Annotated in this window: 15 protein-coding genes and 1 tRNA gene; 7 read left to right on the forward strand and 9 right to left on the reverse strand. The window is 67.4% G+C overall.

Annotated elements, in window-relative coordinates:
• The 3 genes from Mspo_RS09635 to ybgF all read right to left on the reverse strand — a co-directional run.
• Positions 1-518, reverse strand: a 518-nt coding sequence (locus Mspo_RS09635) for an ATP-dependent metallopeptidase FtsH/Yme1/Tma family protein (protein ID WP_201281667.1), incomplete at its 3' end; no start/stop codon positions are given.
• Positions 519-752: 234 nt separating this feature from the next.
• Complete coding sequence (gene tilS, locus Mspo_RS09640; RefSeq protein WP_159729180.1) at positions 753-1,766, reverse strand: tRNA lysidine(34) synthetase TilS; 1,014 nt, start codon at positions 1,764-1,766, stop codon at positions 753-755.
• Positions 1,767-1,787: 21 nt separating this feature from the next.
• On the reverse strand, positions 1,788-2,858 hold the full coding sequence (ybgF, locus tag Mspo_RS09645) for a tol-pal system protein YbgF (RefSeq protein WP_159729182.1): 1,071 nt from the start codon (positions 2,856-2,858) through the stop codon (positions 1,788-1,790).
• Positions 2,859-3,020: 162 nt separating this feature from the next.
• Between ybgF and Mspo_RS09650 the strand changes: the two genes are divergently transcribed.
• Positions 3,021-3,851 carry a thermonuclease family protein gene (locus Mspo_RS09650; RefSeq protein ID WP_159729184.1) on the forward strand — a complete coding sequence of 277 codons (831 nt, stop codon included), beginning with the start codon at positions 3,021-3,023 and terminating at the stop codon, positions 3,849-3,851.
• Between the two features lie 617 nt (positions 3,852-4,468).
• Here the strand turns inward: Mspo_RS09650 and Mspo_RS09655 are convergent.
• Positions 4,469-4,548 (reverse strand) — tRNA-Ser (locus tag Mspo_RS09655).
• Between the two features lie 39 nt (positions 4,549-4,587).
• Between Mspo_RS09655 and Mspo_RS09660 the strand changes: the two genes are divergently transcribed.
• Both Mspo_RS09660 and Mspo_RS09665 read left to right on the forward strand, forming a co-directional pair.
• Positions 4,588-5,331 (forward strand): hypothetical protein, encoded by a 744-nt coding sequence (locus Mspo_RS09660; RefSeq protein WP_159729186.1) that lies wholly within the window; start codon positions 4,588-4,590, stop codon positions 5,329-5,331.
• Positions 5,332-5,549: 218 nt separating this feature from the next.
• Complete coding sequence (locus Mspo_RS09665; RefSeq protein ID WP_159729188.1) at positions 5,550-6,416, forward strand: RNA polymerase factor sigma-32; 867 nt, start codon at positions 5,550-5,552, stop codon at positions 6,414-6,416.
• 308 nt (positions 6,417-6,724) lie between these two features.
• Here the strand turns inward: Mspo_RS09665 and Mspo_RS09670 are convergent, their stop codons facing one another.
• The gene (locus tag Mspo_RS09670) at positions 6,725-7,330 is read right to left on the reverse strand and encodes a CarD family transcriptional regulator (protein ID WP_159729190.1); all 606 of its coding nucleotides are present in this window, start codon (positions 7,328-7,330) and stop codon (positions 6,725-6,727) included.
• Here Mspo_RS09670 and Mspo_RS09675 point away from each other — a divergent pair.
• On the forward strand, positions 7,287-8,483 hold the full coding sequence (locus Mspo_RS09675) for a hypothetical protein (protein WP_159729192.1): 1,197 nt from the start codon (positions 7,287-7,289) through the stop codon (positions 8,481-8,483). The genes Mspo_RS09670 and Mspo_RS09675 overlap by 44 nt on opposite strands.
• A gap of 342 nt (positions 8,484-8,825) precedes the next feature.
• Here the strand turns inward: Mspo_RS09675 and fdxA are convergent, their stop codons facing one another.
• Complete coding sequence (gene fdxA / locus Mspo_RS09680; protein WP_159729194.1) at positions 8,826-9,164, reverse strand: ferredoxin FdxA; 339 nt, start codon at positions 9,162-9,164, stop codon at positions 8,826-8,828.
• Positions 9,165-9,279: 115 nt separating this feature from the next.
• On the opposite strand from fdxA, the gene Mspo_RS09685 reads away from it, so the two are divergent.
• Positions 9,280-10,113 (forward strand): RMD1 family protein, encoded by an 834-nt coding sequence (locus Mspo_RS09685; protein WP_159729196.1) that lies wholly within the window; start codon positions 9,280-9,282, stop codon positions 10,111-10,113.
• On the forward strand, positions 10,110-11,321 hold the full coding sequence (locus Mspo_RS09690; RefSeq protein ID WP_244613291.1) for an MFS transporter: 1,212 nt from the start codon (positions 10,110-10,112) through the stop codon (positions 11,319-11,321). Before Mspo_RS09685 ends, Mspo_RS09690 begins: the two co-directional genes overlap by 4 nt.
• Before the next feature lie 5 nt (positions 11,322-11,326).
• Here the strand turns inward: Mspo_RS09690 and Mspo_RS09695 are convergent, their stop codons facing one another.
• Complete coding sequence (locus Mspo_RS09695) at positions 11,327-11,626, reverse strand: hypothetical protein (protein WP_159729348.1); 300 nt, start codon at positions 11,624-11,626, stop codon at positions 11,327-11,329.
• A 229-nt stretch (positions 11,627-11,855) separates the two neighbouring features.
• Between Mspo_RS09695 and Mspo_RS09700 the strand changes: the two genes are divergently transcribed.
• Positions 11,856-12,281, forward strand: coding sequence for an MmcQ/YjbR family DNA-binding protein (locus tag Mspo_RS09700; RefSeq protein WP_159729198.1), 426 nt, complete (start codon positions 11,856-11,858; stop codon positions 12,279-12,281).
• Here Mspo_RS09700 and proS read toward each other — a convergent pair.
• Together proS and Mspo_RS09710 are read right to left on the reverse strand one after the other, a co-directional pair.
• Positions 12,232-13,776 carry a proline--tRNA ligase gene (gene proS, locus Mspo_RS09705; RefSeq protein WP_159729200.1) on the reverse strand — a complete coding sequence of 515 codons (1,545 nt, stop codon included), beginning with the start codon at positions 13,774-13,776 and terminating at the stop codon, positions 12,232-12,234. The genes Mspo_RS09700 and proS overlap by 50 nt on opposite strands.
• A gap of 114 nt (positions 13,777-13,890) precedes the next feature.
• Entirely contained in the window at positions 13,891-14,454 is a 564-nt protein-coding gene (locus tag Mspo_RS09710) for a DUF29 domain-containing protein (RefSeq protein WP_244613293.1), read from the reverse strand.
• Positions 14,455-14,472: the final 18 nt, after the last annotated feature.

Consider the following 14,472-nt stretch of genomic DNA (forward strand, 5'->3'; position numbering starts at 1 on the left):
TCGACGATCTCCTGAAGGTCCTCCTTCGCCTCGTCGACGCCGGCGACGTCCTCGAACGTCACGCGGCCCTGCGTCTCGGTGAGAAGCTTCGCCTTGGACTTGCCGAAGCCGAGCGCGCGGCCGCCGGCGCCCTGCATCTGGCGTGACAGGAAGATCCACACGCCGAGGAAGGCGATGAGCGGCAGGCCGTTGATGAGCAGCGTCATCAGCCAGCTGTTGCCGTCGGCCGGCGGGCGGGCGCTGATGGCGACATTCTTCGCGGTCAGGCGCTGCACCAGCGACGGATCATTGGGCGCATAGGTCGAGAACGGCCGATTGTCGGAGAAGTGCCCGGTGATCTCATTGCCGGCGATGGTCACGTCATGGACCCGGCCGGAATCGATCTGCGTGAGCAATTCGCTGAAGCTGATATCGCGGATCGGAGTCCGCTGACCCGGCTGCTGGAACAGCATGACGAGCGCCACGACGAGCAGCCCGATGATCGCCCAGAGAGCGATGTTCCTGAAGTTTGCGTTCATGTCGAACCTTGCGAATGACGACTCCGATCCGGGCCATCCCGGAAAACAGAAGTCGTTTCCAGTAATCTAGGCGCGTCGGAAGCGATTGCCAAGAGATCGCCTCGCGCTATGGCTTCGTCCTGTTCCGATGCGCGGATCGCTTTGGTTTTGCGCGCGCGGGCCTCGGGTTTTGCGCGCGCGGGCCTCGGGCGCCGTTCGTCATACGATCGAAGCGTCGTGGCTTTTTTGCGGCTGTCATCCTTCCGGCTCGCGCGCGGCGCCGCGGCGGCGCGGCGGCTCGGGCGCGATGACGACGGCGCCGCCCCGGAAAAGGATCGTCGCTCCGCCGAGCGTTGTTTTGAAGCGCGCTTCCGTCGCGAGCGCTTCCGCGAGCGCGTCCCCGGCGCGCTCCAGACGCTCGAGCCGCGGCTCGCCGCCGCCGATGCGCGCGACCTCCGTGGCGAGAAGTCGCAGCAGCAGCTCGCGCGGCAGCGCGCGCAAAGACGCGGAGGCGGCGCGAAAGCTGCGCGCGCCGCGCTCCGCCGGCAGCGCCGCCGCGGCCTTTTCCGCGCTCCAGGCGAGCGCCTCCTCGGCGCGGGCGGCGCGGGCGGAGAGGCGCAGCAACGCCTGCGCATCGAGGCCCTGCGCCGCGAGCGTCGCGGCGAGCCGGCGCAGCCGCGCCCGGGCATAGGCCGGGTTCTCATTGGAGGGATCACGGAAATAGGGGTGGCCGGCCTCGGCGCAGACATGTTCGAGCGCCGCCTTGCGGAAGCCGAGCAGCGGCCGCAGCAGAGCGAGGCCGTCGATGCGGGACTCCGCGGCCATCGCCGCGAGACCAGCGACGCCGCTGCCGCGCGTCAGCCGGAAGAGAACGGTCTCCGCCTGGTCGTCGGCGTGATGCGCGGTGACGATCGCGCTCGCGCCGATCCCGCGCGCGAAGGCGCAGAGCAGACGATAGCGCGCCTCCCGCGCCCGCTCCTGTATGCGGGTCTGCGGCTTTTCGCCCTCCCATCGCAGAATATGATGCGCAAAGCCTAATGCGCGCGCCCATTCGCCGACTTGCTCCGCCTCCAGCGCGGATTCCGGGCGAAGCCCGTGGTCCACGGTGGCGATCTCGATGCGTTTTTTCGCCCGCAGCGGCCAGCGCGCGGCGAGCAGCGCCAAAGCGACGGAGTCCGGCCCGCCCGAGACCGCGAGCAGCAGCGCCTCATGGGCGGCGAGCGGCGCGAGCGCGCGGGAGGGGTCGGGCAGGGGCGGCTCAGCGGGCATGAGCGCCCATATGAGCGCCCGTCAGCATCGGACCTTCTTGCTCTCTTGCTGGGCGATCTCCTTCACCCGCGCCGGCGCCCCCGGATATTTCACCGGCAGCTCGCCGAAGGAGGCGCAGGCCTGCTCATTTGCGCCGATCTCATGCAGCGATTGGCCGAGCCTCAGCATGGCCTCGGGCCCCTGGGGCGCGCTCGGATGCTTGGCCGTGATCTCGAGATATTTCTCCGCCGCCTCGCGATAGCGCTTACGCAGAAAGTAGCTCTCGCCGAGGTTGAAGATCGCCTGCGGCGCCAGCCGGCTCTTCGGGTTGCGTGTGAGAAAGCCGGCGAAACCCGTTTCGGCGGCTTCATATTCGCCTTGACGCAATTTGGCGACGGCGAGGTCGAACTCGTCCTTCGGCGTCTGTGGCGGCGTGGCGGCGGGCGAGAGCGCGGCGGAGGGGCCGGGCGCAGGCTCGGCGGGCGGCGTCTCGCCGAGGCGTCCATGGGTCAGATCGAGCGGGGCGCCGGGCGAGCGCAGATCGGCGGCGCCGGCCGTCGCTCCGGCGGCGCCGGCGGCCGGCAGAGGCGCGCTCGGCGGCGTCGCGCCGAGAGGGCGGGGCGCGCCCGGCGCGTTCGGATTGGCGCCGGGATCGAAGGCGTCGCCGCGCCGCAGCCCGCCCGGAGAAATGGCCGCTGGACCGGGCAGGGGCGGCGCCTCGGGCGCGACACGCGGAGCCTGTTGCTGTTGAGCGGCGAGCGGGGGGAGAGCGGCGCTCTCCTGAGCGCGGCGCAGCTGATCCTCGAGCCGTCGCATGTTGTGCTGCAGCTCCTCGACGAGCCCGTTGAGAAGGCGGATCTGGTTCTCGAGCCGGTCGATGCGCACGCTCGCCGCGCTCGCCTCGCGCGCCGCCGCATCCTCCTCGGGGACGCGCTGGCCGAAGAGCTGCGTCACATCGAGCCGGCGGCCGATATTCTGGCCGATGTTCTGAATTCCCTGCCCGATCCTGTCGAGCCGCAGGCCTTCGGTGGATTCGGCGGCGAAGGCCGAGCCGGCGATCATGACGACGCCCAAAAGGGCGCCGGCGAAAATGGGGCGTGACGAAAGGATCATGTCGGAATCGTCTGTAAGATCGGTGCGGGACGAGGGGTAGCATAAGCCGCCTTTCGGCCAAAGTTTGACGAAGCCGCGGCGGGAGCTCCGCTGTTGTGGCGAGGCCGGGGTTTCACCGCTACTCTCCGCACGGGTGTTTCCTCAAGTCTTCGTCGCTCGCGCATGCGGTTGGGTTCCGTTTTCGTCCTTTCGGCGCTGCTCGCGGGCGGCGCATTCTGCATTCGCCTCGCGACGGCGCAGGAGACGGCGAGCCCTTGCGCGCTCGAAACCGCCGTCCCGGTCGAGATCGCGGCGGTCTCGCAAGAGCTCGATCTTACGACCATGGACGGCCGAGGTCTCGCGCTCGCCGGGGTCGAATTCCCTTCGGGCGCGGCGGCCAGCGAGACTGTGCGGCGATTTCTCGCCGAGCGCGTCGGCGCGGGCCGGCTCGTCTTTCTGGCGGCGGTCGCGACGGCGCCGGATCGCTGGGGGCGCATCCCTTCGGGCGTCTTCGTCGAAGGGCGGGGGAGCGAGGCGCCGCTCGTCTCGCTCGCAGAAGAGCTGATCGCCGCCGGACTCGCGCGCTTTCGCCCCGATCCGGCCGCATTCGCCTGTCGCAATGGGCTGCTCGCGGCGGAAGCGCAGGCGCGCGGACGAAAGCTTGGACTTTGGGCGTCGGGCGAGTATCACATCGTCGACGCCGGTCGGCCCGAAGCGCTCTTTGGACAGAAGGGCATGGTTCTCGCGGAGGGCGTCGTCGGCGCGATCGGCGAGGCCGGGGGCTCCCTCTATCTGAACTTCGGGCCGCGCCGTTGGACGGATTTCGCTGTCGTGATCTGGAAACGCAATCTCGAGACATTCGCGCGCGCCGGAACGCCGCCGCGACTGCTCACGGGGCGGCGAGTGCGCGTGCGAGGATTGATTGACACAGTTTCAGGACCGCGCATGGAACTCGTCTCGCCGGCGCAGATCGAGCTCGTCGACGAACCGCTCGGCGAGCCGCGCCGGCCGTGAGGCGCGGCGGAGCGGCGCGCTGCTCGCCGCGCTCGCGGTCCTCCTCGCTTTCGCCCTCGCCGGTTGCGCCCAGCTCGAGCGCCAGGGCGAGATGCTCAACGCCGGCGCCGCGCCGCATGGCCGACTGCCGACCACGGTTCCGCGGACGCTCGGCGGCGAGCAGCCGTCCTCGTCCGAGCACAAGGAGCTCGTCGCGCAATTCGGCGGCGAGTATCGTTTCCCCTCCGCGGAGCGATATCTCGACGAGATTCTGGTCAAGCTCGCGCAGGCGAGCGACACGCCGGGGCAGGCCGCCTATAAGGTGACGATCCTCAACACGCCGGTCGTCAACGCTTTCGCGCTGCCGAGCGGCAATCTCTACATCACGCGCGGCCTTCTCGCGCTCGCCGGCGACGCCTCGGAGGCGGCCGCGGTGATGGCGCATGAGATCTCCCATGTGACGGCGCGGCACAGCGCCCTGCGCGCCGAGCGCGAGCGCGAGGCGGAGGTCATCAGCCAGGCCGCCGCGGTCATTCAGAGCAAGCAGAAGGGCGACGACGTTCGCGCCTCGCAGCGTCTCTCCTTCGCGAGCTTCTCGCGCCAGCAGGAGCTGGAGGCGGATGCGATCGGCGTGCGCGTGGTGGCGCGCGCAGGATTCGATCCCTACGGCGCGTCGCGGTTTCTGGCCGCGCTCGGCAGATCGGCGGAACTGCGCGCCGTTCTCTACGGCAAGAAGAAATCGTCCGATCTCGACATATTGGCGACCCATCCCTCGACGCCCGATCGCGTCGCCAAGGCGGTGGCGGCGGCGCGGCAGATCAGCGCGCCGGGCGTCGGGACGCGCGACCGCGAGGGCTATCTCGCCGCGATCAACGGCCTCGCCTATGGCGACGATCCCAATGACGGCTTCGTGCGCGGCCGCAAATTCACCCATCCGCGGCTGCGCTTCACCTTCGTCGCGCCGGACGGCTTTCTGCTCGAGAATTCCAGCGAGGCCGTTTTCGGCGTGAAGGAGGGCGACGACGAGGCGTTGCGGCTCGACCGCGTGCGCGCGCCGACCGGCAAGACGCTCGAAGCCTATGTCGAATCAGGCTGGGTCGACGGACTGCTGCGCTCGTCGACGAGACGCATCGACGTCAATGGATTGCCCGCCGTCGTCGCCAGCGCGCGCGCCGGCGAATGGAACTTCAAGCTGGCCGTCATCCAGATCGACGACGAGCTCTACCGTCTCATCTATGCGGTGCGCGCGCTCGACGAGGCGACCGAGCGACGATTTGCCGCCTCCGTGGCGACATTCCGTCGCTTGCGCTGGGAAGAGACGCTCGACGTGCGTCCGCTGCGCCTCTCCGTCGTGACCGCAGGCGCGGAGGACACGGTGGAAACTATGGCGCAGCGCATGGTCGTTCCCAATCGCCCGCTCGAATACTTCCAATTGCTGAACGGGCTCGAGCAGGGAAGCCGCCTCACGCCCGGCGAGAGATACAAGCTCGTCGTCGAGTGAGAAACGCTCGCGGCGATGGAACCGTCGCGCTCCGAGAATGTTGTAAGCCTTAGAATTCCCGGGGGGCGGACGGGCAGGCGCCGGTTGCGCCGAGGCCGGTTGCGCCGAGGCTTGGGGATTCTCGTCAATCGAGGCATTGTCGTAGCGCCATTCGTCGATCGATCTTTTTCGATCGAAGCCTTTCGCGCGCTCGGCAGCAGCCACCCCGGAGAGCGAGAATGGCTTATTTGCCCGGAGTCGGACGCGAACTCGTGAAAGCGGCGATGGATGCGCCGTTTCTCGAGCGCGAAGAAGAAAAACGTCTGGCGATCGCGTGGAAGGACAATCGAGACGGAGAGGCGTTGAACAAGCTCGCCTCCGCGCATATGCGGCTGGTGATCGCGCTCGCGGTGCGTTTTCGCCATTACGGCCTTCCCGTGGCCGATCTCGTGCAAGAGGGGCATGTCGGCCTGTTGGAGGCCGCGGCGCGTTTCGCTCCGGAGCGCGACGTGCGCTTCTCCACCTATGCGACCTGGTGGATCCGCGCTTCGATCCAGGATTACGTGCTGCGCAATTGGTCGATCGTGCGCGGCGGCACCAGCTCCTCGCAAAAGGCGCTGTTCTTCAATCTTCGCCGGCTGCGCGCCAAGCTCGCGCATGCGCCGCAGTCGGAGTCGGGCGACGCTTTCCAGGCGATCGCCGGCGCCATCGGCGTCTCGCGCGCCGATGTCGAGCTGATGAATTCGCGCCTCGCCGGTTCGGACGTCTCGCTCAACAGCCAATTGGTCGAGGACGATTCCTCGACCTCGGCCGAGCGCATGGATTTTCTCGTCGACGATCGGCCGCTGCCCGACGAAATCGTCGAGGACAGAGTCGATTCCGATCGTCGCGCGCGCTGGCTCGCCGATGCGCTGAAGCTGCTCTCCGAGCGCGAGCTGCGCATCGTGCAGGAGCGGCGTCTCAGCGAGAGTCTCGTCACGCTGGAATCGCTCGGCGATCGTCTCGGCATCTCGAAGGAGCGCGTGCGGCAGATCGAAAACCGCGCGCTCTGCAAGCTGCGCAAGGCGCTGACCAAGGCGCAGGAGGCGCCGACTCCGGCCGAGTGACACAGTTTCCGCATGAATGCTTCGCATTCCGCAAGGTCGTCTTTGCGAGGAGCGGAGCGACGAAGCAATCCAGAGCCGTCCCACGGCTCTGGATTGCTTCGCTTCGCTCGCAATGACGGCCGTGGCGGTCATCGCTTCTAGTGAAGCAATCATACGGAAACGGTATGGCACGGTTCCGATGCGAGGACCCGGACCGCGAGCCTTCAGCTCGCTCTTATCGAGCGGGACAACGGATGGGAGCTAGCATGAAGGTCAAAAAACGCGGCCCACTGGGCCGCGTTTTTTCTTCGATCCGACAGGGCTCTGGGTCAGGCGGCGCGTTCTTCGACGTCGTCGTCCTCTTCGCCTTCTTCGCTCACATCGTCGCCGGCGTCCGCGTCGCCCTTCGGACCGCCGCGGCGCGGGCCCTTCTGCAGGAAGGACTCGATCAGCTTGAGCGATTCCGAATCGATGAGCTTGCGCACGGCCGCGACCTCGCGCGCCATGCGGTCGAGCGCCGCCTCATAGAGCTGGCGCTCCGAATAGGACTGCTCCGGCTGCGTGTCCGACCGATAGAGATCGCGCACCACCTCGGCGATGGTGACGAGATCGCCGGAATTGATCTTCGCCTCGTATTCCTGGGCGCGCCGCGACCACATGGTGCGCTTCACGCGCGCGCGGCCGCTCAATGTGGCGAGCGCCTTGTCGACGACCTCGGCCTCGGCGAGCTTGCGCATTCCGACGGCGGCGACCTTGCTGGTCGGCACCTTCAGCGTCATCTTGTCCTTGATGAAGCTGACGACGAACAGCTCGAGGCTGAAGCCGGCCACTTCCTGCGTCTCGATGGCGATGATCTGTCCGACGCCATGGGCCGGATAGACGATGAATTCGTTGGTCTTGAATCCGAGCTTCTGCGCCGATGTCTTCGCCTTCACGGCGGGCGTCGGCTTGGCGGGGGCCGCCGACGCGGTGCGCGCCGCGATCAGGGCCTTGGGCGAAAGGGCCGAGCTCGCCGCAGCGCTGGCGGGCGCGGGGGCGGGGGCTCTGGGCGCCGGCGAAGATTTGGCGTTGACCGCCTTTCCTTGTGTCGGTTTTGCCACTGGAATGGTTTCGCTCGAAGCTGGAGGTGAAACGGACGCCGTCGCGCTCGGTTCGCTCGCGCCGCCCGCGGTCGGGGCGACAGTCGGAGACGAGGCGACGTCGGAGTGCTCTATATCGGTGTGGGTGGCGCTCTCGCGCAAGGGCGTTCTGATTCTCGTCTCCCCGGTTACGCCGGCCGTAACGGCGGTTGAAGTCTCATGTCCGGCTCCATGCGAGGCCTCCCGGCGGGCGGCCTCGACTCGCGCCTTTTCGACGGCGCCCGCCGGCGCCGAGGTCGTCACGACCGGCCCGGCGCTCTTTGCGATCGGCTCGGCGATCGGCTGGGCGGCCGCCGACTCGATTCGCCGCTCCGTCGGCGCGCTGCGCTTCGCCGAGCTGGCGCTCGTCGGCGCCTTGGCGGCGGGCTTTGCGGCTGCGCTCTTGGCGGGCGCGGCGTTTCGCGCCGCCGCGGATTTCGACGCGCCGGAGCGGGCCGCGCTGGCCTTGGCCGCGGTCTTGGCGGCGGCGCGCGTCCTCGTGGCGGTCTTGGCCGCGGTCTTGGCGGCGGCGGTCTTGGCCGCGGCGGTCTTGGCGGAGGCGGTCTTGGCGATGGTCTTGGCGGAGCTCCTGGTCGAGGAGTTGGCCCCCGCCGCCCTGCTCGCGCTCGTCCGCACGGAGGATTTGGCGGCCGCCTTGCCCGCGGCGCCGCGCGTCGAGGCCGTTCGCCCGCCGCCGGACTTCGAGGCCCGGCCGGCCGTCGCGGTCTTCGCCGTGGCGGTCGCGGTCTTCGTCGCCGTCTTCGACGGCTTGGCGGCGGCGTTCGCGCTCGCGGCCTTTTTCGTCCGCGTCTCGGCGGAAGCCGTCTTGTCCCCCGCGCCCTTCGTCGCGCCGCGCCGCGTTGCGGCGGCGGACGCCTTGCGGTTCCTTGCGGTCTTCTTGCTGGACGAGGGCATACGCGGATACTCCTTCTATTGTCCCGCTGTGGAGACGGGACGGGAAGCCTCGTGACCGAAGGGGCTGATCGCGCCCCGGCCAGGATAGCGCCAATGACCGCGCATACTGTGGCTGGCGAAAGTCCGACGCTCTACAATATAGGGCCGACGCGACTGCGGGCCGCCATCCTCGCCCGTTCTCGACGTCGGCGGCTGCTCACTCTCTCCGCTGCGGAGAGAGTGACGCTTGCGCCCCTCGCGCCCGAACGCTAATTCTTAATGTTCCGTATATCATGTGGAACGGCAAAAATCAAAGGAAAGGCGCCTGCGCCTTTCCTCATGGTTACGATCGGCCGCGAACCAGCCTTTGAAACCATTTACGATTTCGCGGCCCGGCGGCTGTGGACGGCGGGCGGCGTCAGTCGCCCTGTCCGGGCTCCGGCGAGAAATGCGCCTCGAGCTTGCCGGGTTTTCCGTCCCATTCCTTGGCGTCGGCCGGGGGATCGCGCTTGACCGTGACATTGGGCCAGAGCTGGGCGTATTCGGCGTTCAGCGCCATCCATTTCTCGAGGTCCGGCTCCGTGTCGGGCTTGATCGCCTCGGCCGGACATTCGGGCTCGCACACGCCGCAGTCGATACACTCGTCCGGGTGGATCACCAGCATATTCGCGCCTTCGTAGAAGCAGTCCACGGGACAGACTTCCACGCAGTCCATATATTTGCACTTGATACAGTTTTCTGTGACCACGTAAGGCATGTGCGTCCTCGACCCTGCGCGGGATTGCTAGCGTCTTTGTAATTTTGGCGCAAGCGGCCTCCCGGCTCGCGCGCGCGGCATGATATCCTGCGAGGGCTGGGAAGGGAATCGGTCTATGGCGGAAATCGAATCGGCGCCCCAGGGCGTCGCGGCGCTGCCCGAGCCGCGCTGCGTCACGGCGCGGGCTTTGCTGCTCGGCGAGCGCATCGACACGGGCGGCCTCGAGCGCGCCGATCTCGTCTCGACCTCGCCGCTCGCCTTTCCGGCGGGTCAGTCGGGATTCGTGGTTCTCTACCGATTCGGCGTCGCCGTTCTGTTCGGCCTGTCGCCGCTCGAGGAGGACGAGATTCTGGCCAAGGTCGGCGCGCGCGTCGCCGGCGCCGCCGCGCGCCGCGACGACGAGACCCTGGTGCTGGAGATTTCCCCCGAGAGCGACGACAAGACGCTGGCCAATGGGCGGCTCTCGATCCGCGATTCCTCCGGCGAGCGGTTTCTGGTCGTCGCCGACGCGCTCGCCAAGAGCGTCGCGCTCGCCCGAGACGAGCGTCGCGTCAATGCGGTCTTCGACACGATCGAGCCTTTCGCCACCGAACTCGCGAGCAAGGGGCGCCCGCCTTTCCGCCGCCGCGCCATGCTCGAGCTCATCGGCCAGACGCTTTTGGTGCAGCACCGCGTCTCCGGCCGCGTGGCGGTGGAGGACAAGCCGGACGTGCTGTGGGATCGGCCCGACCTCGAGCGCCTCTATTCGCGGCTCGAGGACGAATATGAGCTCGAGGCGCGCGGCGAGACCTTGAAGGCCAAGGTCGATGTCATCGGCGAGACGGCGCGGGCGCTGACGGAGATCATCGACGTCGACCGCTCGGTGCGCCTCGAGGCGACCGTCGTCGTGCTGATTCTCGCGGAGATTCTGCTCACCCTGTTCCAGATCTTCGTCCAGCGGGCGCATTGATACCGTCTGGCGAAAGCGCGCGCTCGACCTTCTGCCAGCTCTCCATCCTGGCCGCGGCATTGTTTCTCGTCGGCTCGGCGGAGGTCGTCACCGGGCCGCTGATGACCGCCATGGCCCCGGATTTCGGCGTTCCGCCCGCTTCCATCGCCTATCTGCCGGCCGCCTATGGCCTCGCCTATGGCGGCTTCGCCATCATCGCCGGGCCCTTGTCGGACCGATTCGGACGCAAGCGCCCGCTTCAGGCGGGGCTGCTCGGTTTCGCTCTGCTCGGCGCCGCGCTGCCGAGCGCGCCCGATCTCTCCACGGCCATCGCGCTCAGCGCGCTGGCCGGCCTCTGCGGGGCCTTCGTCCAGCCCAATTCGCTGTCCTTCGTGGCCGACTCATCGTCGCCGCAGGAGGTCGACATTCGCACCGCGCGCGTCTTCGTCGGGCTGATGTCGGCCTTTGTCGTCACGCCGTCCATCGCCGGATGGGTCGCCGACCAATTCGGCTGGCGCTGTGCCTATTATCTTCTCTCGCTTTCGTCGGCGCTCGTCTTCCTGGCCGTTTCCGCGGGCTTTCGCGCCGGCCGCTCGCATGGCGGAGGCGTCGTCTCCTTCGTCGCGACCCATAAAGGCGCGCTGGCGACGCCGGGCGTCGTGCGGCGGCTCGCGGCGAGCTATTTCTGGCTCGGCTCGGTCGCGGGTTTCGGCGTGGTCGTCGCCGATGTCGCGGCGCGCAAGCTGTCGCTCTCGCCGACCGACGCAGGACTATTGGCCGGCTTCTTCGGCCTCGTCACCATCGCCGGCAATCTGGCGGGGCCGACGGCTCGCGGCCTTCTCTCGGACAAAGCGCTGCCGCTCGCCTGTTTCGCCGCCTCGATCGGCGTCGTCGCCTTCGCGATCCCGACCGGCTCGGCGCTGCAGCTCGCCCTCGTCGGGCTGCCCTGGGCCTTCGGCTATGGCTGCGGCGGGCCGCTCCATCATGCGCGGCTCAGCGGAATGTCCGCGGAATTTCGCGGCACGATCAATTCCTATCACGCGAGCCTGCTGAATCTCGGGATTTTCTCGACCTCCTATTTGTTCGGCGCGCTCGCGCCGACCGCGCTCGACCTCTTTTATGCGCTCATCGGCGGCCTTTCCCTGATCGGCGCTGTTCTGCTGGCGCTCGCCAATCTCGCGGAGCGGCGCGGCCGGCGGCGGGAGACGGCGACAGCGCCGGGCGCGTGACGGCGTCACTCGCGCCGTCTCGCGCTCGGCGCGCCTTGCCGCGGCGAGACTCGATTGAGCGCGGTGATCGAAAGAAAGCCGCCGATCCAGGCTCCGAGCGCGGCGAACAGGACATAGGCCCAATTCGACGTGTAGCTGATGACGGCGAAGGCGGAGAGCAGATACCAGACGCTGCTCCAGCTCGCCGCCGCCACGCGACGACGCGCGGAGACCGCGGCGTTGAAGAACACATAGACGGCGTCGGTCACGGCGGTCGACAGAGCGACTCCCGCCGCGATCGCCGGATCGAAAGGGGGGATGTCCATTGCTGCGGCTTTCGGTAGGTTGGTCTCGTCCGAAAGGCTCAGATGGCGCGACGAGCCGCCGAGAGCGATGCGCCGCATCCGCGGGCGGCTCCGGCTCGCTTCGCCCGGCCCGCTGCTGGCAATGGCGACCATGCGGAAATGCGAGGCATTCACGCGAAAACCATATCATTCGACCGAAATCATGTTCTGCAAGACGTATCAATTCCAGAATAAGATGGGATGAATCAATATGACTTACGAGGAATTCAACGCATTCTGTCGGTCGCTTCCCGCGACGACGCATGTCGTCCAGTGGGGCGGATCGCAGGTCTGGAAAGTCGGCGAAAAAGTCTTCGCGATCGGAGGTTGGCAGGACGACGAACCGAGTTTCACTTTCAAGGTGAGCGACATTGCGTATGATGTGCTCGTGGAGCAGCCGGGCTTGCGTCCGGCGCCATATCTCGCTTCGCGCGGCTTGAAATGGATCCAGCATTTTGCGAGGCCTGGACTATCGGACGGCGAGCTCCGGGACTACATTCGCCAATCTCACGACATCGTCTCGCAAGGCCTTTCGAAGAAGAAACGGATCGCGCTCGGGCTCGATAGCGGCGGCCCGACGCCCGCGCTCAATAAGCGCGAGCGATCAAAATCTCCTCCACCGCCGGCCGGCCGGTGAAGACGCAAACGCCTTTCGGCGCGCTCTGCTCCAGCGGAATATTGCGCAGCGTCAGCTTCAGCGCCTTCAGCCGCGTCTCCGCCTCCTCGAGCTCCGCGCCCGTCGGCCGCGCCCAGGGCGCGCGCACCCAGCCCTTGAAGGCCGAGGCCTCGTCGTCCTCCGCCGCCTTGCCGAAATAGTCGGCGATCTCGGCGAAGCTCGTGAGATCGGAGCGTATGTTCGCCTCGAGCCGCGCCTTGGCCTCGGCGAAGAGCGCCGCCTGGATTTCCGCGAGCAGGGCAGGGACGTTGGACACAAATTCCGCGCGCGGCGTCGCCGTCGAGACGATCTTGTCGCCCTCGCGCAGCCGATCGCGGCGGATCAGCGTCACGACGTCGTTCGCCGCGTCGCGCGGGCCGATCTCGAGGATGATCGGCGCGCCGCGGCGCACCCAGTCCCAGCGTTTATTGGCGGCGCGCGCCGGCTTCTTGTCGACGATGGCGCGCAGCGGCGCGCCGAGCGCGAAGAGGCCGTCCAGCTCGCCCTTCAGCCTGTCGCAATAGGCGAGCACTTCGGCGTCCTCGGGCTTCTCGCGCAGCATGGGCACGATCACCACTTGGCGCGGCGCGATGCGAGGGGGCAGGCGCAGTCCGTCGTCGTCGCCATGGGTCATGATGACGCCGCCGATGAGCCGCGTCGACACGCCCCAGCTCGTCGTATGGCAATATTCGAGCTCGCCGCTCGCGCCCTGGAAGCGGATATTCTGCGCCTGCGCGAAATTCGTTCCGAGATAATGCGAGGTGCCGGCCTGCAGCGCCTTGCCGTCCTGCATCATGGCTTCGATGGAATAGGTGTTCACGGCGCCGGGAAAACGCTCGTTCTCCGGCTTCTCGCCGGCGACGACCGGCACGGCGAGCACGTCCTCGACGATCTGCCGATAGACCTCGAGCATTTTGCGCGTTTCTTCCCGCGCTTCGGCCTCGTCGGCATGGGCCGTGTGGCCCTCCTGCCAGAGGAATTCGCTGGTGCGCAGAAAGAGCCGCGTGCGCATCTCCCAGCGCACGACATTGGCCCATTGATTGACCAGCACGGGCAGGTCGCGATGCGAGCTCACCCAGCGGCGGAAGGCGTCGCCGATGATCGTCTCCGAGGTCGGCCGCACGATGAGCGGCTCCTCGAGCTTGGAGTCGGGATCGACGACGAGCTTGCCGTCCACCGCCTTCAGGCGATGATGGGTGACGACCGCCATCTCCTTGGCGAAGCCTTCGACATGGCTCGCCTCCTGAGCGATGAAGCTCATCGGGATGAACAGCGGAAAATAGCAATTGTCGTGGCCGGTCTCCTTGATGCGCCGGTCGAGCGCCGCCTGGATCAGCTCCCACACGCCATAGCCCCAAGGCTTGACGATCATGCAGCCGCGCACCGGGCTCGTCTCGGCCATGTCGGCCTCGGCGACGACGGCCTGATACCATTGCGCGAAATTCTCTTCTCTCGTGACCGACAGGGCGCGTTTCATATTTGCCTTCGGGGATTCGAATCCAGTGTCCGAGCGGAGAGATAGCCCAACGCCGCCGTCATGGCGAGCGGGCGACGAATCGAGGCCGCGGCAGCTCGACGCTTTTCCCCGCTCCTACGGTTGTGCAGCGTCGGGCCAGAAATCGCCGGCGATCGCTTTTTCGAACGGCCATGGGCAAGTTGAAGGAAAGACCTCCTCGCCGAGGCCCGTTTCCCTCTGCGCGACGATGACGGCGAGCTCACAGCTTTCGCTCATGGCGGCGCCGAGCATAGCTTTCAAACTCGGATTATCTTCCAAATGGCGTTCGATTCTCAGCCTCTGCTCGCGAATACTGAGACGCCGGCTGTTTCCTCGCAGCGCCGGCTGAAACCGCCATTTCAACAGATGCGCCAGCAGAATGGACAGCCGGCTGATCAGTTCCCGCTTCTCGCTGCGGCCCATGCTGTCGATCTCCTCGGCGATGTTCTCTATGTCCGCGGCCGAGAGCTTGCCGGCGCGCAGCAGGGCGGCCTGTTCCTTCGCCCAGGCGTGGAAATCGGTCTCATAGAGTGGACTCTGCGGCATGGCGGGCTCCCTCGCTGCTGCGCCACGATATATGACATCCCCCATTCGTGCCCCATTCGTGCGATGAATTCGCTGGGCCGAGCCTTTAGGTATATAGTTCCACGAGCGTCCCATTCGGTCCCTCGAGGGCGC

The sequence above is a fragment of the Methylosinus sp. Ce-a6 genome, assembly GCF_009811655.1.
Lineage (GTDB): Bacteria > Pseudomonadota > Alphaproteobacteria > Rhizobiales > Beijerinckiaceae > Methylosinus.

What these genes read in the sequence shown, in the direction of transcription:
- tilS (WP_159729180.1), bottom strand. Translation starts at nt 1,766, where the DNA reads ATGCCCGCTGAGCCGCCCCTGCCCGACCCCTCCCGCGCGCTCGCGCCG.
- ybgF (WP_159729182.1), bottom strand. Translation starts at nt 2,858, where the DNA reads ATGATCCTTTCGTCACGCCCCATTTTCGCCGGCGCCCTTTTGGGCGTC.
- Mspo_RS09650 (WP_159729184.1), top strand. Translation starts at nt 3,021, where the DNA reads ATGCGGTTGGGTTCCGTTTTCGTCCTTTCGGCGCTGCTCGCGGGCGGC.
- Mspo_RS09665 (WP_159729188.1), top strand. Translation starts at nt 5,550, where the DNA reads ATGGCTTATTTGCCCGGAGTCGGACGCGAACTCGTGAAAGCGGCGATG.
- fdxA (WP_159729194.1), bottom strand. Translation starts at nt 9,164, where the DNA reads ATGCCTTACGTGGTCACAGAAAACTGTATCAAGTGCAAATATATGGAC.
- Mspo_RS09685 (WP_159729196.1), top strand. Translation starts at nt 9,280, where the DNA reads ATGGCGGAAATCGAATCGGCGCCCCAGGGCGTCGCGGCGCTGCCCGAG.
- Mspo_RS09695 (WP_159729348.1), bottom strand. Translation starts at nt 11,626, where the DNA reads ATGGACATCCCCCCTTTCGATCCGGCGATCGCGGCGGGAGTCGCTCTG.
- Mspo_RS09700 (WP_159729198.1), top strand. Translation starts at nt 11,856, where the DNA reads ATGACTTACGAGGAATTCAACGCATTCTGTCGGTCGCTTCCCGCGACG.
- proS (WP_159729200.1), bottom strand. Translation starts at nt 13,776, where the DNA reads ATGAAACGCGCCCTGTCGGTCACGAGAGAAGAGAATTTCGCGCAATGG.
- Mspo_RS09710 (WP_244613293.1), bottom strand. Translation starts at nt 14,454, where the DNA reads ATGGGACGCTCGTGGAACTATATACCTAAAGGCTCGGCCCAGCGAATT.